General features: G+C 59.6%; 20 protein-coding genes and 1 tRNA gene. 7 read left to right on the top strand and 14 right to left on the bottom strand.

Going from position 1 to position 22,231, the window contains the following annotated elements; translation table 11 throughout:
* Positions 1 to 51 precede the first annotated feature (51 nt).
* Complete coding sequence (locus tag IB244_RS23910) at positions 52 to 1,299, top strand: NAD(P)/FAD-dependent oxidoreductase (RefSeq protein ID WP_025659486.1); 1,248 nt, start codon at positions 52 to 54, stop codon at positions 1,297 to 1,299.
* A 131-nt stretch (positions 1,300 to 1,430) separates the two neighbouring features.
* Positions 1,431 to 2,651: a YeeE/YedE family protein gene (locus IB244_RS23905; protein ID WP_192305912.1), complete on the top strand. Its 1,221-nt coding sequence runs from the start codon at positions 1,431 to 1,433 to the stop codon at positions 2,649 to 2,651.
* On the opposite strand, the gene IB244_RS23900 is transcribed toward IB244_RS23905, so the two are convergent.
* From IB244_RS23900 to IB244_RS23865, 8 genes are all read right to left on the bottom strand, one after another.
* A complete protein-coding gene (locus IB244_RS23900) occupies positions 2,648 to 3,181 on the bottom strand; it encodes a gluconokinase (RefSeq protein WP_192305910.1) in 534 nt (177 codons plus the stop codon). The genes IB244_RS23905 and IB244_RS23900 overlap by 4 nt on opposite strands.
* A gap of 52 nt (positions 3,182 to 3,233) precedes the next feature.
* Positions 3,234 to 4,073, bottom strand: coding sequence for a dipeptide ABC transporter ATP-binding protein (locus IB244_RS23895; RefSeq protein WP_018856860.1), 840 nt, complete (start codon positions 4,071 to 4,073; stop codon positions 3,234 to 3,236).
* Positions 4,070 to 4,906: an ABC transporter ATP-binding protein gene (locus tag IB244_RS23890; RefSeq protein ID WP_018856859.1), complete on the bottom strand. Its 837-nt coding sequence runs from the start codon at positions 4,904 to 4,906 to the stop codon at positions 4,070 to 4,072. Before IB244_RS23890 ends, IB244_RS23895 begins: the two co-directional genes overlap by 4 nt.
* Before the next feature lies 1 nt (position 4,907).
* A complete protein-coding gene (locus IB244_RS23885) occupies positions 4,908 to 5,798 on the bottom strand; it encodes an ABC transporter permease subunit (protein WP_018856858.1) in 891 nt (296 codons plus the stop codon).
* 9 nt (positions 5,799 to 5,807) lie between these two features.
* Complete coding sequence (locus tag IB244_RS23880; protein ID WP_016552833.1) at positions 5,808 to 6,812, bottom strand: ABC transporter permease subunit; 1,005 nt, start codon at positions 6,810 to 6,812, stop codon at positions 5,808 to 5,810.
* A 90-nt stretch (positions 6,813 to 6,902) separates the two neighbouring features.
* Positions 6,903 to 8,498 (bottom strand): ABC transporter substrate-binding protein, encoded by a 1,596-nt coding sequence (locus IB244_RS23875; RefSeq protein ID WP_018856857.1) that lies wholly within the window; start codon positions 8,496 to 8,498, stop codon positions 6,903 to 6,905.
* 332 nt (positions 8,499 to 8,830) lie between these two features.
* Entirely contained in the window at positions 8,831 to 9,313 is a 483-nt protein-coding gene (gene rirA / locus IB244_RS23870; RefSeq protein ID WP_018856856.1) for an iron-responsive transcriptional regulator RirA, read from the bottom strand.
* Positions 9,314 to 9,542: 229 nt separating this feature from the next.
* Positions 9,543 to 11,039 (bottom strand): CoA-acylating methylmalonate-semialdehyde dehydrogenase, encoded by a 1,497-nt coding sequence (locus IB244_RS23865; protein ID WP_018856855.1) that lies wholly within the window; start codon positions 11,037 to 11,039, stop codon positions 9,543 to 9,545.
* A gap of 192 nt (positions 11,040 to 11,231) precedes the next feature.
* Here IB244_RS23865 and IB244_RS23860 point away from each other — a divergent pair, with 192 nt between their 5' ends.
* Positions 11,232 to 11,546 (top strand): putative quinol monooxygenase, encoded by a 315-nt coding sequence (locus tag IB244_RS23860; protein WP_112824227.1) that lies wholly within the window; start codon positions 11,232 to 11,234, stop codon positions 11,544 to 11,546.
* Complete coding sequence (locus IB244_RS23855) at positions 11,543 to 12,424, top strand: LysR family transcriptional regulator (RefSeq protein ID WP_018856853.1); 882 nt, start codon at positions 11,543 to 11,545, stop codon at positions 12,422 to 12,424. Before IB244_RS23860 ends, IB244_RS23855 begins: the two co-directional genes overlap by 4 nt.
* 21 nt (positions 12,425 to 12,445) lie before the next feature.
* Here the strand turns inward: IB244_RS23855 and IB244_RS23850 are convergent, their stop codons facing one another.
* The 3 genes from IB244_RS23850 to IB244_RS23840 all read right to left on the bottom strand — a co-directional run bounded on the left by IB244_RS23850 (position 12,446) and on the right by IB244_RS23840 (position 13,931).
* The gene (locus tag IB244_RS23850; RefSeq protein ID WP_018856852.1) at positions 12,446 to 12,913 is read right to left on the bottom strand and encodes a DUF4174 domain-containing protein; all 468 of its coding nucleotides are present in this window, start codon (positions 12,911 to 12,913) and stop codon (positions 12,446 to 12,448) included.
* Between the two features lie 64 nt (positions 12,914 to 12,977).
* Complete coding sequence (locus IB244_RS23845; RefSeq protein WP_192305908.1) at positions 12,978 to 13,442, bottom strand: hypothetical protein; 465 nt, start codon at positions 13,440 to 13,442, stop codon at positions 12,978 to 12,980.
* A 243-nt stretch (positions 13,443 to 13,685) separates the two neighbouring features.
* Positions 13,686 to 13,931 (bottom strand): helix-turn-helix domain-containing protein, encoded by a 246-nt coding sequence (locus IB244_RS23840; protein WP_018856850.1) that lies wholly within the window; start codon positions 13,929 to 13,931, stop codon positions 13,686 to 13,688.
* 582 nt (positions 13,932 to 14,513) lie between these two features.
* On the opposite strand from IB244_RS23840, the gene ppk2 reads away from it, so the two are divergent.
* Positions 14,514 to 15,431: a polyphosphate kinase 2 gene (ppk2, locus tag IB244_RS23835; protein ID WP_018856849.1), complete on the top strand. Its 918-nt coding sequence runs from the start codon at positions 14,514 to 14,516 to the stop codon at positions 15,429 to 15,431.
* Between the two features lie 156 nt (positions 15,432 to 15,587).
* Here ppk2 and IB244_RS32490 read toward each other — a convergent pair whose 3' ends face one another.
* A complete protein-coding gene (locus IB244_RS32490) occupies positions 15,588 to 16,532 on the bottom strand; it encodes a polysaccharide pyruvyl transferase family protein (protein WP_192305905.1) in 945 nt (314 codons plus the stop codon).
* A 141-nt stretch (positions 16,533 to 16,673) separates the two neighbouring features.
* Between IB244_RS32490 and IB244_RS23825 the strand changes: the two genes are divergently transcribed.
* Positions 16,674 to 17,417, top strand: a complete 744-nt coding sequence (locus IB244_RS23825; protein ID WP_062375956.1) for a hypothetical protein — start codon at positions 16,674 to 16,676, stop codon at positions 17,415 to 17,417.
* A 152-nt stretch (positions 17,418 to 17,569) separates the two neighbouring features.
* On the opposite strand, the gene IB244_RS23820 is transcribed toward IB244_RS23825, so the two are convergent.
* Both IB244_RS23820 and IB244_RS23815 read right to left on the bottom strand, forming a co-directional pair.
* A tRNA-His gene (locus IB244_RS23820) sits at positions 17,570 to 17,646 on the bottom strand.
* Positions 17,647 to 17,773: 127 nt separating this feature from the next.
* Complete coding sequence (locus tag IB244_RS23815; RefSeq protein ID WP_018856846.1) at positions 17,774 to 18,223, bottom strand: phasin; 450 nt, start codon at positions 18,221 to 18,223, stop codon at positions 17,774 to 17,776.
* A gap of 215 nt (positions 18,224 to 18,438) precedes the next feature.
* Here IB244_RS23815 and IB244_RS23810 point away from each other — a divergent pair, with 215 nt between their 5' ends.
* Positions 18,439 to 22,113: a PAS domain S-box protein gene (locus tag IB244_RS23810; RefSeq protein WP_192305904.1), complete on the top strand. Its 3,675-nt coding sequence runs from the start codon at positions 18,439 to 18,441 to the stop codon at positions 22,111 to 22,113.
* Positions 22,114 to 22,231 lie beyond the last annotated feature (118 nt).

Below are 22,231 nucleotides of genomic sequence, written 5' to 3'. Positions count from 1 at the left end.
AGCCTGCCGTAGTTGCATTTTCATTGCTTGGAATAGTTGGAATGCACGGCAATGACAAAGAATGCAATTGTACTGGGCGCCGGTATCGTCGGTGTGTCGACGGCCATTCATCTGCAGCGCAGGGGTCGGCAGGTGACGCTGATCGACCGCAAGGCCCCAGGCAAGGAGACCTCGTTCGGGAATGCCGGGCTCATTCAACGCGAAGGCGTCGTGCCGTACGGTTTTCCGCAGCAACTCGGGCTTCTGATCCGCTACGCTTTCAACAACCGGATCGACGCTCACTACCACCTCAAGGCGCTGCCCGGACAGCTCGCCTTCCTTGCGCGCTACTGGTGGAATTCCGGCGCGAAACGCCATGAGATGATCTCCCGCGCCTATGCCCCGCTGATCGAGCACTCGATCTCGGAGCACAATGATCTGATCGAAGCGTCCAATGCACAGCACTTGATTCGCAAGAACGGCTGGATGGAGATTTTCCGCACGGCTGGCCGGCGCGACGCGGAATTTGCCGAGGCAGAGCGCCTTAGAGCCGAGTTCGGCGTCATGCACGAGCAGTTGGACGCCGCAGCCGTCGCGCGGCTGGAGCCTCATATCAAGGGAGATTTCGTCGGCGGCCTGCGGTGGCGCGATCCTTGGTCCGTACTCGATCCGCACGGTTTGACGATGGCCTACCGCACCTACTTCGAGAGTCTGGGCGGAAGGTGTGTCACTGGCGACGCCAATTCGCTCGGTCGCTCCGGCTCGAGCTGGCGGGTGGTCACCAGCGAGGGGGCTCTGGACGCGGAAGATGCGGTTTTGGCGCTCGGCCCCTGGGCTGCTGTTGCAACACGTCGGCTCGGCTATGCCTTCCCGCTCGGCGTCAAGCGAGGCTATCACATGCATTATGCCGCGGCAGGCGATGCGACCCTCAACAACTGGACGCTCGATGCCGAGCGCGGTTATTTCCTCGCACCTATGAGCCGGGGCATCCGGCTGACAACAGGTGCGGAATTCGCGGCACTCGATGCGCCGAAGACACCGGTGCAGCTCGATCGCGCCGAGAAGGTGGCACGCACAGTCTTTCCGCTCGGCGAGCGGCTCGATCCGGAGCCGTGGATGGGCGCCCGACCGTGCACGCCCGACATGATGCCTATCATCGGTAAGGCGCCCCGGCACGACGGGCTGTGGTTCGCATTCGGCCACGCTCATCACGGGTTGACGCTCGGGCCTGTCACCGGCCGCGCCCTGGCGGAAGCGATCACCGGCGAGGCACCGTTCATCGATATTTCGGCCTATTCGCCGCAGCGCTTCAACCCATAAGCAACGCACGCATACCAAACAGGCTCATAGAAGGACAACAATCCGCCAGACCGGCGGAAAGGAGGACCTGATTCCTCCAACGTTTACGCCGAGTTGCCTATAAGACGAGGGAAACTCTCAGCAAATCCAACATGTCTATTGCCTCCTCCCCCGCCCTCGAGACACGGCAGCCCCCGCTCGGCACGCCGGGTCTCGGCGCGCTCGTCGTTCTTGTCCTCGGCACACTACTGCTCGGCTACTATTACGGCCCGGCTCAGGGCGCACTGTTCCTTGTCGGCGGCGCCCTCGGCATTGCCCTCTATCACGCCGCCTTCGGCTTCACCTCCGCATGGCGCGTCTTCATCATGGATGGTCGCGGACGCGGCCTGCGCGTGCAGATGATCCTGCTGGCGATCGCCGTCGTGCTGTTCTTTCCGTTCCTGGCGAGCGGCACGCTGTTCGGCCATGAGGTCAAGGGTTCGGTGTCGCCCGCAGGCATCGGCGTGCTCGTCGGCGCCTTCATGTTCGGGATCGGCATGCAGCTCGGCGGCGGCTGCGCTTCCGGTACGCTGTTTACCGCCGGCGGCGGAAATGCGCGGATGCTCATCACCCTGTTCTTCTTTATCGTCGGCTCGGTGCTCGGCACCGTGAATTTCGACTGGTGGGTGAGCCTGCCGTCACTTCCACCGACCTCGCTGGTACAGAGCTTTGGCGCCATCGGCGGCATCGCGGTCTCGCTGATCATCTTTGCAGCGATCGCCGCACTGACTGTTGTCGTCGAGAAGCGCTGGCACGGCTCGCTCGAAAAGGAAGCGCCCTCCCCGCGCCGCGGCTTTTCGCGTTTCCTGCGCGGACCGTGGCCGCTTGTCCTCGGCGCCGTTGCCCTTGCCTTGCTGAACTTCGTGACTCTGTCGATCGTCGGTCGCCCCTGGGGCATCACCTCGGCTTTTGCACTTTGGGGCGCCAAGGGCGCACAGATCATCGGCATTGACCCGACCGCCTGGGCTTATTGGCAGACGCCCGCCAATGCCAAGGCGCTGGCCGACAGCGTCTTTGCGGATATCACCTCCGTCATGGATTTCGGCATCATTGCAGGTGCAATGCTCGCCTCGTCGCTCGCCGGTCGATTTGCACCGAGCTGGGATATTCCGCTGCGTTCGGTTCTAGCTGCTGTGATCGGCGGCCTGCTGCTCGGATACGGCGCACGCATCGCCTACGGTTGTAACATCGGCGCCTATTTCTCCGGCATCTCGTCGGGCAGCCTGCATGGCTATCTCTGGGCCGTGGCCGCATTTGCCGGCAATGTCATCGGCGTTCGCCTGCGGCCCTATTTCTTCTTCGAGAAGAAGGTCCTGCTGCGGACCGACGGCTAAGCAACGCCCAAAGACTTGAGATCGCGGAGCGCCGTTTCCGCCATCCCTTCGATTGTATTGTCGATATCGACGGTCACGACGCCGAGCTCGCCGGTCGGCACTTCGAGTGTCGCGAGTTGGCTTTCCAGCAAGGATGCAGGCATGAAGTGACCCTTGCGCTCACCCATCCGCTTCGTGAGCAGCTCCTTCGAGCCTGACAGATAGACAAAACAGAGTTTTCCATTCACCGCCTTGCGCAGCCGGTCGCGATAGATGCGCTTCAACGCCGAGCAGGAAACGATGACGCCCTGCCCACGATCAAGCGACGCTTTCATTGTCTGACCGATGAGGTCGAGCCAAGGCATCCGGTCGTCATCCGTCAAGGGAATGCCCTTCGACATCTTCTCGACATTCGATGCAGGATGCAGCTGGTCGCCCTCGACAAATTGCATGCCGAGGGCGTCCGAAATCTTCAGGCCGATCGAGGACTTGCCGCAACCACTGACCCCCATGACGATGATGGCGTAAGGGGTTCCGTTGGTCTTTGGCATTGCTTGTCTCTCTCAGCGTTCCGGCACTCCCGGGGACGGGAGAACGACTACCTTATGAAGCAGCGAGTGTCGCACTCTTGCGCGCAAGGCGAGCCTTGATGGTGTCAACATCCGCGCGCGGCGTGGCCGCAAACAAGGTCTTCGTATAGCTGTGCTGCGGATCGTTGAAAACCTGATCCCGCGCGCCATACTCCACAGCTTCACCGAAATACATCACCATGACGTCGTCGGCCATATAGCGGACGACCGAGAGATCGTGGCTGATGAAGACATATGTGAGGTTCAGCTCGTCCTGCAAATCCGCGAGCAGATTGAGAACCTGAGCCTGGACCGAAAGGTCGAGTGCAGACACCGGCTCATCGAGAACCAGAAGCCGCGGCTTCAGCATCAAAGCGCGGGCGATCGCGATACGCTGGCGCTGGCCGCCGGAGAACATGTGCGGATAGCGATTGAAATGGATCTCCTGCAGGCCGACCTTCTTGAGCATCGCCATCGCCAATTCGCGCCGCTCAGCGGCGGCCGTATCGGTGTTGATGATCAGGGGCTCCATCAGGATGTCGCCGATCTTCTTGCGCGGGTTCAGCGAGCCGTAGGGGTTCTGGAAGACAATCTGCACCTTGCGGCGAATTTCCGGTGTCAGATCGCCTGCAGCGATATCGATCTTCTTGCCGTCGATGAAGAGATCGCCACCGCTCGCCGGATCGATCATCGTGACGATGCGGGCGAGCGTCGACTTGCCGCAACCGCTTTCGCCGACGATCGCCAGCGTCTTGCCCTGCTCTACCTTGAAGCTCACACCCTTGACGGCGTGTACGGTTCTCTCCTTCTTGAAGAGACCGCCCGGCAGATAATAGTTGCGGACAATGTTCTTTGCTTCGAGGACTGGCGTCATTGGGCCGCTCCCTTGAAAATTTCGCCGATGGTCGGCAGTCGATCACCGGTGGCATTTTCCGGCAGGGCGGCAAGCAGCGCTCTCGTGTAATCGCTCTTGGGCGACTCGAAGAGCGACAGGACGTCGGCCTCTTCCATCTTGCGGCCCTTATACTGCACGATCACGCGATCGGCTGTCTCGGCGACAACGCCCATGTTGTGCGTGATCATGATCAGGCCCATGCGGTGCTCCGTCTGCAGCCGCATCAGGAGATCGAGGATCTGCTTCTGAATGGTGACGTCGAGCGCAGTGGTCGGCTCATCGGCAATCAAGAGCTTCGGATTGCAGGCGATTGCGATGGCGATCATGACGCGCTGGCACTGACCACCCGACATCTGGTGCGGGAAATGGCCGAGGCGCTCGGCAGGATTGGGAATACCAACGGCCTCGAACAGCTCGATGGCGCGCTTGCGCCGTGCAGCCTTGTCCAGCCCCAGATGGATTCGCAGAACTTCTTCGATCTGGAAGCCGACGGTAAAACAGGGATTGAGGCTGGCGATCGGCTCCTGGAAGATCATCGACATATCCTTGCCAATGATCTTGCGCCGCTCGCTCGCCGACATGCCAAGCAGGTTGCGGCCGTCGAAGACCATCTTGTCGGCCGTTACCTTTGCCGTCCAGGGCAGAAGGCCCATCGCCGCGAGCATGGAGACCGACTTGCCGGATCCGGATTCTCCGACGATTGCCAGGACTTCACCCGCATCCACCTTGAGCGACACGCCATCAACTGCGCGAAACGGGCCCGTGGACGTCTGAAACTCAACGGCGAGATTTTCGATTTCAAGAAGTGCCATATCAGGACCTCTTCAGCTTGGGGTCGAGCGCATCGCGCAGGCCGTCGCCCATCAGATTGATGGCAAGAACGGTGATCAGGATGCAAAGACCCGGGAAAGTGACGAGCCACGGGGAGCTCTGGAAGAATTCGCGCGCATCGGCAAGCATCGTGCCCCACTCCGATGTCGGAGGCTGGGCGCCCATGCCGAGGAAGCCGAGGGCTGCGGCATCAAGGATCGCGGCGGAGAATGCGAGCGTTGCCTGAACGATCAGCGGAGCCAGGCAGTTCGGCAGGATCGTCTTGAACATCAGACGGAAGGTGCCGGCGCCCGCGACGCGCGACGCTACGACATATTCCTTTTCGCGTTCGCTGATGACGGCGGCGCGCGTCAGTCGCACGAAATGCGGCTGGTTGACGATCGAGATGGCGATCATGGCATTGAGCAGGCCCGGTCCCAGAACGGCGACCAGCACGAGGGCCAGCAGCAGCGAAGGGAATGCCAGGATGATATCCATGACGCGCATGATGAAGGTGTCGACGCGGCCGCGGAAATAGCCTGCAACGAGGCCGAGCAGCACGCCGGCGACAGCCGACAGCGAGGCGACGACGAGGCCGATGAACAGCGAGAAGCGCGTGCCATAGATGAGGCGCGACAGCATATCGCGACCGACGGCATCCGTTCCGAGCAGGAACATCGGATTGCCCTTGTCCGACCAAACCGGCGGGACGCGCTGCATGCCGTCGAAAGGAACGTTCGGATCATGCGGGGCAATCAACGGCGCGAAGATCGCTGTCAAAAGCACGAGCAGGAAGATGCCGAAGCCGATGACGGCACCCTTGTTGCGAGAGAAATAGTACCAGAACTCAGAGAGCGCTGACGGCTGGGTCGACTTGGTGGTTATCGCACTCATAAGCCGCTCCTAGTGACGAATACGTGGGTTGATCAGACCGTACATGAGGTCGACGATCAGATTGACGATCATGATGATGCCGGCGATGAGCAGCAGGCCACCTTGAACGACGGTGTAGTCGCGCTTGAAGACCGCATCGACCATCCACTTGCCGATACCAGGCCAGGAGAAGATCGTTTCTGTCAGGATCGCGCCGCCGAGCAACACGCCGACCTGCAGACCAATCGACGTCACGACCGGGATCATCGCGTTGCGAAGCGCGTGCAGGCCAACGACGCGGATGGGGGCGAGACCCTTGGAGCGCGCGGTGCGAACATAATCTTCGCCGAGCACTTCCAGCATGGCCGAGCGCGTCTGTCGCGCGATGACCGCAAGCGGAATGGTGCCGAGAACGATCGTCGGCAGAATGAGCGAGACGAACGCCGACTTGAATGCACCGGCCTGGCCGGAGAGCAGGCTGTCGATCAGCATGAAGCCGGTGACCGGCTTGAAGAAATACATCAGCGAAATGCGGCCGGACACGGGTGTCCAATGCAGCGTGTTCGAGAAGAGAACGATGAGCAGCAGGCCCCACCAGAAGATCGGCATCGAGTAGCCGACGAGGGCAACGCCCATCACGCTCTGGTCGAACCAGGTTCCTCGCTTGACCGCGGCGAAGACGCCGGCGGGAATGCCAAGCACGATGGCAAAAATGATCGCACAAAGCGAAAGCTCAAGCGTCGCCGGAAAGAGCGAGCCGAACTCCTGCAGAACCGGGCGCTTGGTAACGATCGACGAGCCCAGATCACCCTGCACCACGTTACCGAGGTAATCCAGGTATTGAACATAGACGGGTCGATCGAGGCCGAGATCATGCATGACCTGGGCATGGCGTTCCGGCGCCATCACGCGCTCGCCCGACATCAGCATGACCGGGTCACCGGGCAGCAGGCGGATGAACGAGAAGGCGATGAGTGAAACGCCGATGAAGGTTGGGATCAGGATCGCGAGGCGTCCGATGAGAAATCGCAACATTGGCAAGTGTCCATAGTGTTCCGGCGGTCAGGTATCAAACCTGACCGCCGGCCAAGCCCGGGATTGCCGGGCATCTTTGCATAATTTTGATTACTCGGCGATATCAACGCCGTCGAAACGGTGAACACCAACCGGATCCTGCACGTAGCCGGAAACCTTGGCGCTCATCGGTACGAATTCCGTGGAGTGATCGATCGTCGCCCACGGAGCTTCCTTCTTGAAGACGACCTGCGCCTGTTCGTAGAGCTTGGTGCGCTCTGCGACGTCAGCGGTCTTCTTGGCCTTCTTCACGAGATCGTCGAATTCCTTGTTGCACCACTGTGCACGGTTGTTGCCGCCGACGGCTTCGCAGCCGAGCAGGGTGTCAAGGAAGTTGTCCGGGTCGCCGTTATCGCCGGTCCAGCCGAGGATCGCAGCGCCGTCACGGGCCTTGTCCTTGGAGAGCTTGAGGTATTCAGCCCATTCGTGGGTGACGATGTCGACCTTGACGCCGACCTTGGCAAGGTCAGCCTGCATCAGTTCAGCGGCGCGACGTGCGTTCAGCATGTACGGACGCGAAACCGGCATAGCCCAGATCTTCATGCTGAGATCCTTGACGCCAGCCTTTTCGAGCATCTTCTTTGCTTCGTCCGGGTTGTATACGTCATCCTTGATGTCGTCGTTATACGACCACATCGTCGGCGGGATCGGGTTCTTGGCAACCTGGCCAGCACCCTGGAAGACGGCCTGCACAATCGCCTGCTTGTTGATCGCCATGTTCAGCGCCTTGCGCACTTCGGCCTTGTCGAACGGAGCCTGGAGCGTGTTGTACGCGAGATAGGAAACGTTCAGGCCTGGCTGTTCCAGAACCTTCAGGTTCGAGTCCGTCTGCAGGTCCTTGATGTCAGCCGCGTTCGGATACGGCATGATGTGGCATTCGCCGGCCTTCAGCTTCTGAGCGCGGACGGAAGCGTCCGGGGTGATCGCGAACACGAGATCGTCGATCTTTTCCTTGCCCTTGAAGTAGGTTTCGTTGGCCTTGTAACGGATGACAGCATCCGGCTGGTAGGCAACGAAGGTGTACGGACCGGTGCCGAGCGGCATCTGGTTCATCTGTTCCATCTTGCCGTCAGCCTGCAGCTTGTCAGCATATTCCTTCGACAGGACGGACGCGAAGTCCATTGCCAGGTCGGCGAGGAACGGTGCTTCCGGATGGTTCAGGGTGAACTTGACGGTCAGGTCGTCGACCTTCTCGACGGACTTGATGAGTTCCGGGAAGCCCATGCCCGCGGCATATTCGTATGAAACGCCGGCAACGTACTTGGCCCAGGGGCCGTCAGCCTTCAGCTGGCGCTCGAACGAGAAGACGACGTCGTCAGCGTTCAGATCGCGGCTCGGCGTGAAGAATTCGGTCGTCTGGAACTTGACGCCCGGACGCAGCTTGAAGGTGTAGACCGTACCGTCGTCGGAAACCGTCCAGCTTTCGGCCAGGCCCGGCTCAATTTCGGTCTTGCCATGTTGGAACTCGACGAGACGGCTGTAAACCGTACGCGAGGAGGCATCGAAGGTGGTGCCTGCGGTATAAATGCCCGGATCGAAGCCTTCCGGCGACCCTTCAGAGCAGTAAACGAGCGTTTTAGACCAGGCTGCGGATGCCATGGCCGAAGCCAGGACCGTCGCGGCCAGCAAGACAGACATCTTTTTCATGATATCGTTTCCCAGGTTTGTTCTTTTATTTGAGATCCCGGGGAACCCGGAATGACGGCAGATGGAACGACATTTGTTTGCTGAAATCAACGACCGAAGTGGAAAATTCTTCCAGATGGGCAACTTTAGTAATTTTCCGCCAAAAATGGGCCGCACTTAGAAATAAACGGACTGAATAAACGTGATTCTTGTCGCATTTGGTATAATTTCGCGCCAGCTGCGACCTTTTCACACACGCGTCACGCGAAACTCCCGACAAAAAACTCCCCTAGAACGGAACGGCCGCGGCATTTGACGCTGCCGCGGCCGGATCAAAATTTCGTCATCGCCGATCAGGCAGCGGGTGCCACGACGGGGGATTTGCGGCGTTCGTGCTCGCCGGTCAGGCCCAGCAGGAAGTTGATCTGCGGCCGCGCCTTGACGAGGTCGTCAATCGAATATTGCGCCAGCACGTCGAAGAAAGCGTTGAGGGCCTTGCGCAAGGCGGAGTTCAAACCGCAGCTGTCGACAAGCGGGCACTCGACCATGCCGTCATCCTCGAAACACTCAGCCATTGCAAAACTGTCTTCCGTGACGCGAACCACGTCGAAGAGGCTGATGTCTTTCGCAGGCTTGCCGAGCCGAACGCCACCGTTGCGACCGCGAACCGTCTCGACCAACCCTGCCTTGTTCAGAGGCTGCAGGATCTTGAACAGAAAGAGTTCGGAAACACCGTATGCCTTGGCAATCTCCGGAATCCGGCTCAGCTGCCCCTCATTGGCAGCACAATACATCAACATGCGAACCGCATAGTTGGTCTGCTTGGTCAAACGCATGCCGATCTCCAGAATCGTCAGTTACACGTGGTCTATATAGTGGCTTTGCTAGTTTTGAACAATTCCAAAATATGAAAATCATAATCATCTTATGTGAGACGGATTGCCGCGACGTTATTTGGTCCGGAACCCGGGATCATGTCACGCGAGACTTTCGGTGACGGCCAGAACCACGTTCAACGCAAATTGGGGGCCGAAGCCCCCAACTCAATAACATCGTTCGTTCGTCTTACTTCATCGTCGGCATGACGAATTCGGCGCCGTCCTTGATGCCCGAGGGCCAGCGGGCGGTAATCGTCTTCGTCTTGGTCCAGAACTTGATCGAGTCCGAACCATGCTGGTTGAGGTCACCGAAGCTCGAGGCCTTCCAGCCGCCGAAGGAATGATAGGCCAGAGGAACCGGGATCGGGACGTTGATGCCGATCATGCCGATGTTGATGCGCGAGGCGAAGTCACGGGCGGCATCGCCGTCGCGGGTGTAGATCGCGACACCGTTGCCGTATTCGTGCTTCATCGGCAGGTCGAGCGCTTCCTCGTAGTTCTTGGCACGGACGACGGAGAGAACGGGCCCGAAGATCTCCGTCTTGTAGATATCCATGTCCGGCGTGACATGATCGAACAGCGTACCGCCGACGAAATATCCGTCTTCATAACCCTGCAGCTTGAAGCCGCGGCCATCGACGACGAGCTTTGCACCCTGCTCGACACCACGATCGATCAGTCCGTTGACGCGGGCGTAGGCTTCCTTGGTAACGAGCGGACCCATATCGGCCTTCTCGTCCGTGTAGGGGCCGATACGCAGCGATTCGATCTTCGGCGTCAGCTTCTCGACGAGGCGATTGGCGGTTTCCTCGCCGACCGGGACGGCGACCGAGATCGCCATACAGCGTTCGCCGGCAGAGCCGTAACCTGCGCCCATCAGTGCGTTGACGGCCTGGTCCATGTCTGCATCAGGCATGATGATCATGTGGTTCTTCGCGCCGCCGAAGCACTGGGCGCGCTTGCCGTTCATGGCGGCCGTTCCGTAGACGTAGCGGGCAATCGGCGTGGAGCCGACGAAGGAGACCGCGCCAATATCCGGATCCGTCAGGATAGCGTCGACGGCAGCCTTGTCGCCATTGACGACGTTGAGGATGCCTGCCGGGAGGCCTGCTTCGATCATGAGTTCGGCGAGACGCAGCGGCACGGACGGGTCGCGCTCGGACGGCTTCAGGATGAAGGCGTTGCCGCAGGCTATTGCCGGCGCAAACATCCACATCGGGATCATGGCCGGGAAGTTGAACGGGGTGATGCCCGCACCGATGCCGACCGCCTGGCGCATGGAGTACATGTCGATTGCCGGGCCGGCGCCTTCCGTGAATTCGCCCTTCTGCAGATGCGGAATACCACAGACGAATTCGCAGACCTCAAGACCACGAACGATGTCACCCTTGGAATCTTCGACTGTCTTGCCGTGCTCGGTCGAGAGGAGGACAGCGAGTTCATCCATGTGCTTGTTCAGCAATTCGACGAACTTGAAGAAGACGCGGGCGCGGCGCTGCGGGTTCGTCGCCGCCCACTTTGGCTGAGCGGCCTTGGCGTTCTCGACTGCGGCGCGCAGTTCCTCGACATTTGCCAGCGCCACAGTGGCCTGGACTTCGCCAGTTGCCGGGTTGAAGACGTTGCTGGTGCGGCCGCTGGTGCCGGCGACGTGCTTACCGCCGATGAAATGACCGATCTCACGCATGGATGTGCCTCCTCCTGTTTTTGGATGCCGAAACAATCACACTTCAATTTGCACAAATCAATGCGCTGAGATAAGCAACCGTTGTGCGTAAATTGAAGCCCAGCTGATCGAGCTGATGCTTCTCTCAAGGTCCACGCAGGACTCCGCTAGACTACCACGGTCGATGCAAACTGAAGAGGAGATAGTGCTTCGATGAGCAGGAAACTGGTTGTCAGAATGGCCGAGCTCGAAATCGATCCCGACCAGCTTGAAATCTATCGCCTTCTGTTGACCGAGGAGATCGAGGCCTCTGTCGCACTGGAGCCCGGCGTTCTGTCGCTGAACGCCGTTTCCCTCAAGGACAGTCCGCAAAAGATCCGTATCCTCGAGGTCTATGCGAACCAGGCAGCCTACGAAGCGCACCTGCAGACACCGCATTTCCTCAAATACAAGAACAGAACCGCGGGAATGGTGAAGTCCCTGACGCTCATCGACGTCGACCCGATCATGATGCGTGGCAAGCCATGAACTGGGACGATGTCCGCATGTTCCTGGCCGTGGCCCGCACCGGGCAGATCCTTGCCGCCTCGAAACGTCTGGGGCTCAACCATGCCACCCTCTCTCGACGGCTCACCTCGTTGGAAGAGGCGCTGAAGAGCCGCCTCTTCGTCCGCCGCACAAATGGCTGCGAGCTGACGGCCGAGGGCGAGGTTTTCCTCGCCTCTGCGGAGCGGATGGAAACCGAAATGCTGTCCGTGCAGGCAAATCTTGGCCGTACCGATACGGCAATCGCCGGGACGGTGCGGGTGGGAGCGCCCGACGGTTTCGGCGTTTCCTTTCTCGCGCCCCGCATGGGTCGACTGATCGAGCGTCATCCGGAACTGAAGATCCAGCTTGTGCCGGTGCCGCGATCATTCTCGCTTTCACAGCGTGAGGCGGATATCGCCATCACGCTGGAGCGGCCCGAACAAGGCCGGCTCGTGTCGGCCAAGCTCACCGACTACACGCTCGGCCTTTATGCATCACGAAGCTATGCCGAACTTAATGGCCAGCCCGCCAACGTCGAGGCGCTGAAACAGCACCGGCGGATCGGCTATGTTGAGGACCTGATCTTTTCACAATCGCTGAACTTCACCGGCGAGGTGATGCGGAACTGGAACGCCGCCTTCGAGATTTCTTCGGCGACGGGGCAGACAGAAGCCGTGCTTTCCGGCGCTGGGATCGGCATCCTGCACGACTATATTGCCCGGCAGAATCTCGAACTCGTGCGCATCCTGCCCGATATCTCGATCCGGCGAGCGTACTGGACGACGTTTCATGAAAGCGCACGCGAACTCGTGCGGGTGCGTACCGTTTCCGATTTCCTGCAGGAACTCGTGGCCGCCGAGCGCCACATATTCCTGTAACATCGGGTCAACGCGGCAGGGTCAGTCGCGCTTCTCAGATTCTTCGCTCGTCTGCTGCTTCTCTGCCGCAACTTCGGCAGCGCGCACCGGCATGCTGTCGATGATCGCAAACAGTTCGGCGCTGGTGACCGGCTCGCTCACCTTGAGCTTTACCGTTCCATCCTTGCCGACGAGAAAGGCTGCGAACTCTCCGGCAGTCGGATCACCCAAATCGCGGGCAATCGCCGCAGCGTCCAGCTTTTCGCCAGCGCCGAAAAGCTCCCTGACACTGCCGCCGACGATCTTGAGAATGACCATATCGCGGTCCTGCAAGGCATCGCGATCGGCAAGCAACTGGTTTTCCTGGCGAGCAGCCCGCGCGTTTCCCTTGTCTGCAAAGATGACAAGGACACGGTTCCGCCACTGGAATTGCTCAAGGCTCGCAATGGCGGAATAGGCTTCGTTGCCTTCATCCACCTTGGTCGCGCCATATAGAAGCGTCTTCGACATGTGCATTTCTCCTATCGGCTAGAACGTCCAAGGAGCGAGCGCGGTTCCATCCCCAATCGATCGCTTAGCTGCGCCAGGATTTTCGCGACTGCCACAAGGCGCCGAACAGGATGAGCAACAGCGGAACGCTGCCATAGGACAAGGAGACTTGCGCCAACTGATCCAGCCTCTGCGGAGGTGCATCAACCGCGATCGGATTGCGTATAAGGCTCGCGCTGAGACTATAGGCAGCGCGCGAGACGGCCGCGACCGCGATGATCAATCCGGCAATGTCGATGAAGCGCGAATGTGCCCGCATGCTATCGATGACAACGGTAGAAAGGCCGCACAGAAAGGCCACCAGCAGCAGATAGGCCGCCCCACCCAGCAACCGGAAATCCCCGAGAACGATATCGTCCGACTCGCTGACCAAGCTGACTTTCAGGACTGGGAGCAAGACCGCAAGAATGGCAAGGACGGCAAGCGCGCTACGCTTGATGAGCTCGTTCAAATCAATCCGCGTGGCGCCAATGCGTCGAGCCCGGCTCATTGCCCTCTCCTCTATACACAAAACCGCCGAAGTGCACAGGCACCCGGCTCGTTCGAGGGCGGACATTTGCGATGAAGTTGCTAACGCACCGGACAATCAGCGGCGGTAAAATTACCCTTCGCGAGCAAGAGCGTTCAGCGGTTCGGAGGAGATGGTTAAGAAAAGATGAAGGGCGGTGTTACAGGCGTTTTTGGGAGAGGCAAGGCCAGGCGGGCGACTGCCTGCCCGGCCCTGAGGTCATTATCACATCGGAGCAAACGATGAGAGCGGCACCTGCAATGCAGAGGCGATCCGCTTGAGCTTGGCGGGATCAGCATCCTCACCACTCTCGATTTCCTCAATCTCATTAACAACCAGGCCACAAGTCACTGCGAGGTCGTCGAGGCTATAGCCTACGGCCTCTCGAGCGGCACGTACAGCAGCGGCTACATTCACGGCCGAAACGGCGGTAGCCTTGGATGCATCCAGATTGCTGAGCGAAATGGACATTTACGTCTCCTTCTGAAATCACTCTGAATTAACCCCCGACCGGAAAATGACACCCCCGATCACGATTTGCAATGCAGTACGGTTAATCCGTGATCAACGAGAGCGCGGCAACGGAGCCTCGGGCAAGTGGGCAAAATCTGATTGCCCCTTGTTAGCAAAGCACATTTTCCTGACCGCCTCGCCGGCCACATGGACGTTGCCACCTGTTGAAAAAACGTCTCGCACGCGGCGATTTGTCACCTATTCTTAGGCATGGGCGCATGTTTCGGGCGAATCATTTGCGGCCGAAACTGGGCAAATGAGACGACAAAGGCCGGGAGACGAGTTCTCGATGAAAGCGCATCCGCGGTTCATGTGACACCGCCCCTAGGTTACTGCCCGGCCCTCATTCACTCGGCGGGCGCACGCAAAAAGCGACCACTCTTCGAACGCAGCAAAGCCCACGCCGAGTGTCACAGGAGGTTCATTCTAAGGGAATAAATCCGACTAAAGATCTGCTGGAAGATGACGACTGTTCAGAGACATCGTCGCCATGCCGCCACGTTTCAAACCGCGCCACGAACGCATCGAGGGTGAACGCCTATGAACAACATATCCGACATCAACCAGTCCGATTGGCTCGAAGCCGAACTGGCAGACACCATCGATGAGGACTACGAGCTGGAACTCTCGGAGCCGGCGCTGTCAGACGCGATCCGCAAAATCTATCGCAACGCCCATCCGGCATCGATCCCGCGGCTCGACTATTTTCGCGCGCTGCTTTCACTGCAGGCGGAGTTGATCAAGCTTCAGGATTGGGTGGTCTATAATAAGGAGAAGGTCGTCGTGATCTTCGAGGGTCGCGACTCCGCCGGAAAGGGCGGCGTGATCAAGCGCATCACGCAACGCCTCAATCCGCGCGTTGTCCGCGCCGTCGCCCTGCCCGCGCCTTCCGACCGCGAGAAGACGCAGTGGTACTTCCAGCGCTATGTCCCGCATCTGCCTGCCGGGGGCGAAATCGTTCTTTTCGACCGCTCCTGGTACAATCGCTCGGGCGTGGAGCGGGTGATGGGCTTTGCGAGCGAGGACCAAGTCGAGGAGTTCTTCAACGACGTGCCGGAATTCGAACGCATGCTCGTTCGCTCAGGCATCCGGCTTGTCAAATACTGGTTCTCGATCACCGATGAAGAGCAGCAGATGCGCTTCCTCGTGCGCATCCACGACCCGCTGAAGCAGTGGAAGCTTTCGCCGATGGACCTGCAATCGCGCGTCCGCTGGGAAGGCTATACCAAGGCGAAGGAAGAGACCTTCGCGCGCACCAACATTCCGGAAGCCCCGTGGCATATCGTCGAAGGCAACGACAAGAAGCGGGCACGGCTGAACTGCATCGATCACCTGTTGCGTCAGATCCCTTACACTGAGGTGCCGCACGAGGAGATCACCCTGCCCAACCGCGTCTTCAATCCGGACTACGAGCGCAAGGTGCTGCCGCCAGAACTCTACGTTCCATCGAAGTATTGATTAGTATGCGCTTGGGGGGAACGGGGCATTCGCCTTGTCCCCACTCGCGCGGCAGGCGAAGCGGTGCTCTGGCTAAGCTTTCCGGGTTCGCCGGTGATAAGCCTTTGAGACCGACCATACTTGGAGAGCGATCAGGATGGCCCAGAATCTTGGAAGTCACTTGAAAGGAAAAGACGAAACTAGCTGGTCAAGCAACTGGTTGCTTGGCGTGGAGACAGTTAGGTCTTCGCCCTTGATTCCATTGCTCAATATTTCATGGAACTCGACCGGAGGCGAAAACGCAACTCCTCGCTGTGCCTCATAGTCTCTGAACTTGAAGCCATCGCCTTTAATAGAGTTTTCCGGCGCTACCCACCTTGACGGTACAACGTAAGCATCGGCGACAATGAGCCCGTGCAAGCTGCTGGAGACGATCACGTCACACGCCGAAATCAGCTCGCAAATCTCCTTCGGCTTCTGCAGGAGATCGATAATCTGCCATCCTTTAGGAAGGCTGCTCGCGTACCTGTCCCTGAAAAGCGGAAGGGTTGCAAAATGAGGGATAATTCCAACAGCGAATTGCTTAATGCCCCGCATAGGCCAGAGCCTGGGGAGAAGGAGAGCCGGGTCGCCCAACGGCAAACGTTGCTTCACTCTCGCGGCCGTGAGCGGCCCGCGGACGGCATGAAATTTCAATCGTTGCGGCCACACGGCCGCAGAATTCTCGTTCATGAAACCCGAGCCCCAGACATGCAGCGTTCTCCAGGGACGTCTTGAAAGAAGCGGAACACTCGCGCCCTTCTTTCTTCTGTAATAGGAGTCCAGAATGCTGCCAACGCCGAGGAGTTCCGCGGAGCCATGCTTGACGTAGTTGGCTTTGAGGCCAAACATTCCCTCCAGCAAATCAGCCATTAGGTTGTCGCCGAAGTTCTCCGCCTCCTGACCGAACCGGCTACCTACGGAAGCCGCATATACATTAATAGTCCGGGACATCACATACGCTCGCAGAGCCAAAGACTTCGATCTGAAGCAGATCGAGGTAATCGGCGGTTGACGCTTCGAACGGAAAAACACCAAGGGCGCGATCTCATTGGCGCTGAATTTTCTCCTTTCAGATGCCACGAAAAGCCCAGTCGCGTTCTTGAGTTTGCCCTTTCTCTTACGATTTTTTTCACTACGGACTCCAAATCCATGTCGGGTTCGCATACAGGGTTGCTTGGGCGAAAGCCAGCCAATTGGTGGCAATCTGTAGGTGACGCAAAAGTGAAAATCGACGTAACGATCATTGCCGGTCGTCGACCGGAACTCCTGCGCGCGACACTGGACAGCTTCTCCCATCGAGCATTTGCCCACCACGATGTGCAAAACGTCTTCGTAAATATTGATCCCATATTCGGAGACGAGGCTGACTTAGGGGCCTGCGTCGAAGTCGTAAGGCGCTACTTCCCATCACCTGTTATTTTCACGCCCTTTGACGCGGGCTTTGGTTCCGCAGTGAAAAGGCTCTGGTCGTCGACGACGAGCGGCTTCGTCATGCACCTGGAAGACGACTGGCTGGCGTTGGATGACATCGACTCTCGCATCGAGGCTTGTTTCGAGTCTGAGAACGTCAAGCAGGCATCATTCCACACTGCCAATCAAAACTGGGACATAGCGAGGCGGGGATATCTTCATAGACGCAGGCGCTACACGACCATCTTAGGCATCAAGCTTCCGCTTCCTAGAACTTATCCGAAATTCACGACATCTCCCTCGGTTATTGAGGGCAATTTCGCCAGGATGAGCGCCGTTCTTATGGACCCGCTCTTCGATCCGGAGAAGCAATTCTATTCAGGTGTGAATTCGGCCTTGGAGCGCGCCGTCGCAGGCTACGATAACTATATATTCTCTCCGGACCGCAAGCCGATAGTTGAGGACACGGGACGCACGTGGCGGGAAGAACGGGGGATCTCGAAAAACATTCGCAATGCCACCTCTTTTTGGGAGGGCGCGGACGGCGGAAGCTGACCCGACGAGCTTTTGGCGGTATTGCCACGCCAATTGCAGAACGCCTAGACCTTCAACGCGCCAGATGTTCGAGACAAGTTCCAAGTAGCATTCCCGGAACATGGTTCCCGGGCGGACAGGGTCGGTTGTACTCTGATTTCATTGTGGAAGAATGGTACGGTTGGGGGGTCTCGAACCTCCGACCTCAGGTGCCACAAACCTGCGCTCTAACCAACTGAGCTACAACCGCACAAGTCGCGTCCGACGCGACGGGGGTCACATACGAGGACTTGGAAATTAATTCAAGCCCTATCTCGCCCCAATATACAAAAAGGCCGGACAAATGGTCCAGCCTCTTCGTGTGTCCTGTTAAAGAATCAGGCCGCCTTGAAGGAGGCCATGACCTTTTCAGCTGCTTCCTTGGAAGGCTTCGCAAGCTTTTCGGCAACCTGCTTGGAGGTTTCCTGCATGGTCTTCGCCTGCTCGATCGTCAGCTCGACCTGCTTGCGCAGGAAAGTCGTCTGGAGTTCGACGAGCTCGGCGACCGACTTGACTGCAAGCAGCGCTTCCATGTGGGTCAGCGAGTTTTCCGCGTTCGTGCGCAGAGCGTCGATCGCCTTGTGGCCGATTTCAACAGCGCCGGCCTGGGCAGTCTGAACCGTGACTTCGAGCGTCTTGCTCGCTTCTTCGCCGGCGCTCTTCATCTTGGCATAGGCTTCACGCGACTGCTGTGCGCCCTTTTCCGCGAAGTCGCGGAAAGATTCAGTGAACTTGGAAGGATCAAACGACGACATTGAAAAAACGTCGTCCATCTTTATGTTAGCCATTGGTTTGCGCTCCTTTTGCCTCGGCATGCGTGATGGCCTCGTAGGTTAGATGTCCATTATATAGCGCAGATTTTTGTGCATTGCAACATACTTGTGCGACGCACAATGCGTTAACCTTTCCAGCCGAAAGCCGGACGCCGTTCTGGACCCCGTTCCGGGCTATCGTTATTAATAGACTATTAATTTTCACGATGACCGAAGCCGAAGGTTCGATCATGCCCGCAGTGCAGTACCCGTTCATCGACATCGCCGTGCATGCCCGGGTACGGGAACGCTTTTCGCGTGGCGAAGCGATGGTGCTGCTGTCGGCGGATCTCGGCCGCGCGCTCTGGGCGAACGGCGCCGGCGCCGAGCTCTTCGGGCAATCGGCGGTCTACGATCTGCTCGACCAAGGCATAAATGCGGCTGACATCACCTTTCGCCAGCTGGAAGCCACAGCCCGGCAGCTCGTGAATGTCGGCGACAGCCGCAACTTTATGATCCGCATTGCCCGGGGCTTCCAACGTGTTGCCGTTCAGGCAACTGTCGAACTGATCCGCCTTTCTTCCGGGGAGCGCGCGGTTCTTCTGTCCCTGCCGGTTGCGACCAACGCCCTGTCGATCAAGGCATCCGCCGAACGGATGCTCAAGGGACTCGACGATCCGGATACGCATATGGCTGTGATCGGCGCCGACGGCGAAATCATCGCCGCGTCGCCCGGTTTTGCCGCGCTGGGCGTCACGGAGCAAACCGCCAAGGCCATGACGACGCTTGCGGGCGGCCACGCGGACCGATTGGTGAAACGGCCCGTTGCCACCGGCAAGGGCCTCCTTCCGGCCGCCGTCGGACGACTCAGTGACGAGCCGGCCCTCAATCTCCTATTCGCCGTTGAAACCGTCATCGGGCATCTCGACCCGATCGACTCTCAGGCGCCCGCAGAGGACTTTTCCACAGCCGCCGTTAACCATAAGGAGGCACCGCAGGTCGCGAGCTTTGTCGACGCGATCGATGCCATTGCTGGCATCGAGGACATGGAAGAGCTTCCCGAGGAGAACAATCACGAGGGCGAACCCGAAGCCATGACCACGGAAGCTGCCGCAATCGCCGAGGAGGCGATCGGCGCTGAAGCGATGGGCCAGGAAGCCGAACCGCTGCCGGCTCCGACGGACGAGGCTGCCGAGGAACCGAACGCAACCGAGACAACGCCGGAACGCCTGACGGATGAACCCGCTGTGGCCGCTGCCGTCGCATACAGTCCTGCGGAAGCACCAGCAACCGAACATGTGGGAGCCGCCGCCGATCAGGATGCCGCCGTCGCCCCTGAGATAGAGCAGTCGGAGCCAGCCCGGGCCGCCAAGGCGGGTACCTTTGTGTTCAATCCAAATAGCCGCGCGACCCGATTTGTTTGGAAAATCGACGCGGCGGGACGGTTCAGCGAGGTGTCGAGCGAATTTGCCGAGGCGGTCGGACCACATGCGGCTGACATCGTCGGCACGCCCTTCAGCGATATTTCGGCACTCTTCAATCTCGATCCCGATGGCAAGATCAGCGAAGCTCTGGCGCGGCGCGACACATGGTCGGGCAAGACAATCAACTGGCCGATCGAAGGGACGAGTCTGGCAGTCCCGGTCGACCTCGCGGCCCTGCCCACCTACACCCGAAGCCGGGAATTCGACGGTTTTCGCGGCTTCGGTGTCGTGCGCCTGTCCGATGCCGCCGAAGATCCTTTGGCGCTAGGCCTGACACTTGGCCCGAACGGCATCGACGCGGCAGCGCTCGAGCAGCAGGCGGAAACCTCTGACGACGCAGCGTTGTCGGCGCTCGCTGATGAAGTGGCGACCAGCGAGCCGACGGTGGTGGAGACGGCCGCCCCGGCTTTCGAGCCGGCTGCAGAAGAGGCCGCAACCACCGAAGCTGACATTGAGGCGACACCCGAGCCGACGAAACCACAACCATCAGCAGAGCCGCCGGCCCTGCGGATCGTCGAAAGTCCGAGCCGCCGCCTGACCGACAAGATCGTACAGCTCCACGGGGCCGGGCCGCAGCTCACCTCCGCCGAGCAGGCAAATTTCCGCGAGATCGCCAAGCGTCTCGAAGCCTTCGGCGTTCGCGAGCCGCGCAGCGACGACGAGCCTCGGGTAAGCGAAACCGGGAAGCGCGACATCGCGGCAGCGGAAACGCCGAAGGCCAGTATGCATGCTGATCAATCCTCCGCATTCGAGGACGATTCGGTAGACGCCTCGCCTGAACAGAAAGAGGGTGACGAGGCACAGCCTTCTGTCAACCAACCCGAGACGGTCACTTCGGCCTCCGCACCCGACGACGGTGTGACCGAGGGGTTGGAAGAAACCGTCAGCCAGATGGATATGCTGGCGAGCTTCATTCCGCCGCGCGCAAAGATGGGCGCCGGCCTGTCCGCGGCTGCCATCGACCAGCTGCCTGTCGCCGTCCTCGTGCATGCGGGCGACCAGTTGATCCACGCCAACCCGGAATTCATGCGACTGACCGGCTACAAGTCGCTGGAAGCCCTGGGCGAGGTCGGTGGCATCGATGCGCTGCTGCAGCGCTCGGAGCTCGAAGGAAGTCCCGGCCGCTCCGGTTCGATGATGCTGGTAACGGTCGATGATAGTCTCGTTCCGGTCACGGCGCGGCTGCAGTCCATTCGCTGGGAGGAAAGCAGCGCCTTGATGCTGGCGTTGATGCCGGCGGCAAGCGACGCGGCAGTTCGCGCGCGCCCTGCGCCGCCCGCAGAGCCTCGTTCGTTCGAAAGGATGCTGGAGAAGGTCGCCAAGCTGCAGGTGGAAGTCGAAGAACTGCGCTCGATCCTGGAAACGGCGACCGACGGCGTCGTGGTGATCGGCGCTGAAGGCGACATCCGCTCGATGAACCGCTCGGCAAGCGCGCTGTTCAACTACGATGAGGACGAGACCCGCGGAAAGCCCTTCGTCATGCTGTTTGCGCATGAGAGCCAAAGAGCTGTGCTCGATTACCTCGGCGGCCTCTCGGGCCACGGCGTCGCAAGCGTGCTTAACGATGGCCGCGAAGTCATCGGACGCGAAGCCGGCGGCGGCTTCGTGCCGCTGTTCATGACGATGGGACGCCTCACCTCCTCGAGCGGCTATTGCGCGGTCATCCGCGATATCACCCAGTGGAAGCGTACCGAGGATGAACTGCGCAGCGCCAAGAGCGCAGCGGAGACGGCGAGCGAACACAAGACCGACTTCCTCGCGCGCGTCAGCCATGAGATCCGTACGCCCCTCAATGCGATCATCGGCTTTTCCGACATGATGGCGAGCGAGCGCTTCGGCCCGATCGGGCATCCGCGCTATGTCGAGTATGCCAACGACATCGGTCGTTCCGGACGCCATGTCCTCGATATCGTCAACGACCTGCTGGATATCTCGAAGATCGAGGCCGGCGAAATGGACCTCGATTTCGGCGCCATCGACCTGAACGAGGCGGTTTCGGAGGCGGTCTCGCTCCTCCAGCCGCAGGCCAACAGCCAGCGAGTCATCATCCGCACAGCCCTATCCCAGGCCGTGCCTGACGTCGTCGCCGACCTCCGTTCGGTCAAGCAGATTGCACTCAACATCCTGTCGAACTCGATACGGTTCACGCCGGCGGGCGGACAGATTGTCGTCTCCACCTCCTATGAGGCAAACGGCAGCGTCGTCTTGCGGGTGCGCGATACCGGCGTCGGCATGACACGGAGCGAACTGGACCAAGCCATGAAGCCGTTCCGTCAGGTGTCCGCACAGTCTCGGCCGCGTGGCGAAGGTACGGGACTCGGCCTGCCGCTGACCAAGGCGATGGTCGATGCCAACCGGGCCATTTTCGCGATCAGTTCCGCACCCAACGAAGGCACGCTGGTAGAGATCGCCTTCCCGTCACAGCGGGTCCTTGCAGGCTGAACGAAAAAAGGCAGCCGGAGGGGCTGCCTGAGAGTTGGGGTGTGCTGTTCAACAAGGGCTTAGTTAAGCAACATCATGTTTCAGGAGCCCAAGGCTCCGGCTGCCTCGTTCATCTGCA

The sequence above is a fragment of the Rhizobium sp. RHZ02 genome (assembly GCF_014851575.1).
In the GTDB taxonomy this organism is placed as follows: domain Bacteria; phylum Pseudomonadota; class Alphaproteobacteria; order Rhizobiales; family Rhizobiaceae; genus Rhizobium; species Rhizobium altiplani.
This window is presented reverse-complemented; position numbering and strand designations above follow the sequence as displayed.

Coding starts and splice junctions, on each gene's coding strand:
- IB244_RS23910 (WP_025659486.1), top strand. CDS start 52: ATGACAAAGAATGCAATTGTACTGGGCGCCGGTATCGTCGGTGTGTCG.
- IB244_RS23905 (WP_192305912.1), top strand. CDS start 1,431: ATGTCTATTGCCTCCTCCCCCGCCCTCGAGACACGGCAGCCCCCGCTC.
- IB244_RS23900 (WP_192305910.1), bottom strand. CDS start 3,181: ATGCCAAAGACCAACGGAACCCCTTACGCCATCATCGTCATGGGGGTC.
- IB244_RS23895 (WP_018856860.1), bottom strand. CDS start 4,073: ATGACGCCAGTCCTCGAAGCAAAGAACATTGTCCGCAACTATTATCTG.
- IB244_RS23890 (WP_018856859.1), bottom strand. CDS start 4,906: ATGGCACTTCTTGAAATCGAAAATCTCGCCGTTGAGTTTCAGACGTCC.
- IB244_RS23885 (WP_018856858.1), bottom strand. CDS start 5,798: ATGAGTGCGATAACCACCAAGTCGACCCAGCCGTCAGCGCTCTCTGAG.
- IB244_RS23880 (WP_016552833.1), bottom strand. CDS start 6,812: ATGTTGCGATTTCTCATCGGACGCCTCGCGATCCTGATCCCAACCTTC.
- IB244_RS23875 (WP_018856857.1), bottom strand. CDS start 8,498: ATGAAAAAGATGTCTGTCTTGCTGGCCGCGACGGTCCTGGCTTCGGCC.
- rirA (WP_018856856.1), bottom strand. CDS start 9,313: ATGCGTTTGACCAAGCAGACCAACTATGCGGTTCGCATGTTGATGTAT.
- IB244_RS23865 (WP_018856855.1), bottom strand. CDS start 11,039: ATGCGTGAGATCGGTCATTTCATCGGCGGTAAGCACGTCGCCGGCACC.
- IB244_RS23860 (WP_112824227.1), top strand. CDS start 11,232: ATGAGCAGGAAACTGGTTGTCAGAATGGCCGAGCTCGAAATCGATCCC.
- IB244_RS23855 (WP_018856853.1), top strand. CDS start 11,543: ATGAACTGGGACGATGTCCGCATGTTCCTGGCCGTGGCCCGCACCGGG.
- IB244_RS23850 (WP_018856852.1), bottom strand. CDS start 12,913: ATGTCGAAGACGCTTCTATATGGCGCGACCAAGGTGGATGAAGGCAAC.
- IB244_RS23845 (WP_192305908.1), bottom strand. CDS start 13,442: ATGAGCCGGGCTCGACGCATTGGCGCCACGCGGATTGATTTGAACGAG.
- IB244_RS23840 (WP_018856850.1), bottom strand. CDS start 13,931: ATGTCCATTTCGCTCAGCAATCTGGATGCATCCAAGGCTACCGCCGTT.
- ppk2 (WP_018856849.1), top strand. CDS start 14,514: ATGAACAACATATCCGACATCAACCAGTCCGATTGGCTCGAAGCCGAA.
- IB244_RS23815 (WP_018856846.1), bottom strand. CDS start 18,223: ATGGCTAACATAAAGATGGACGACGTTTTTTCAATGTCGTCGTTTGAT.
- IB244_RS23810 (WP_192305904.1), top strand. CDS start 18,439: ATGCCCGCAGTGCAGTACCCGTTCATCGACATCGCCGTGCATGCCCGG.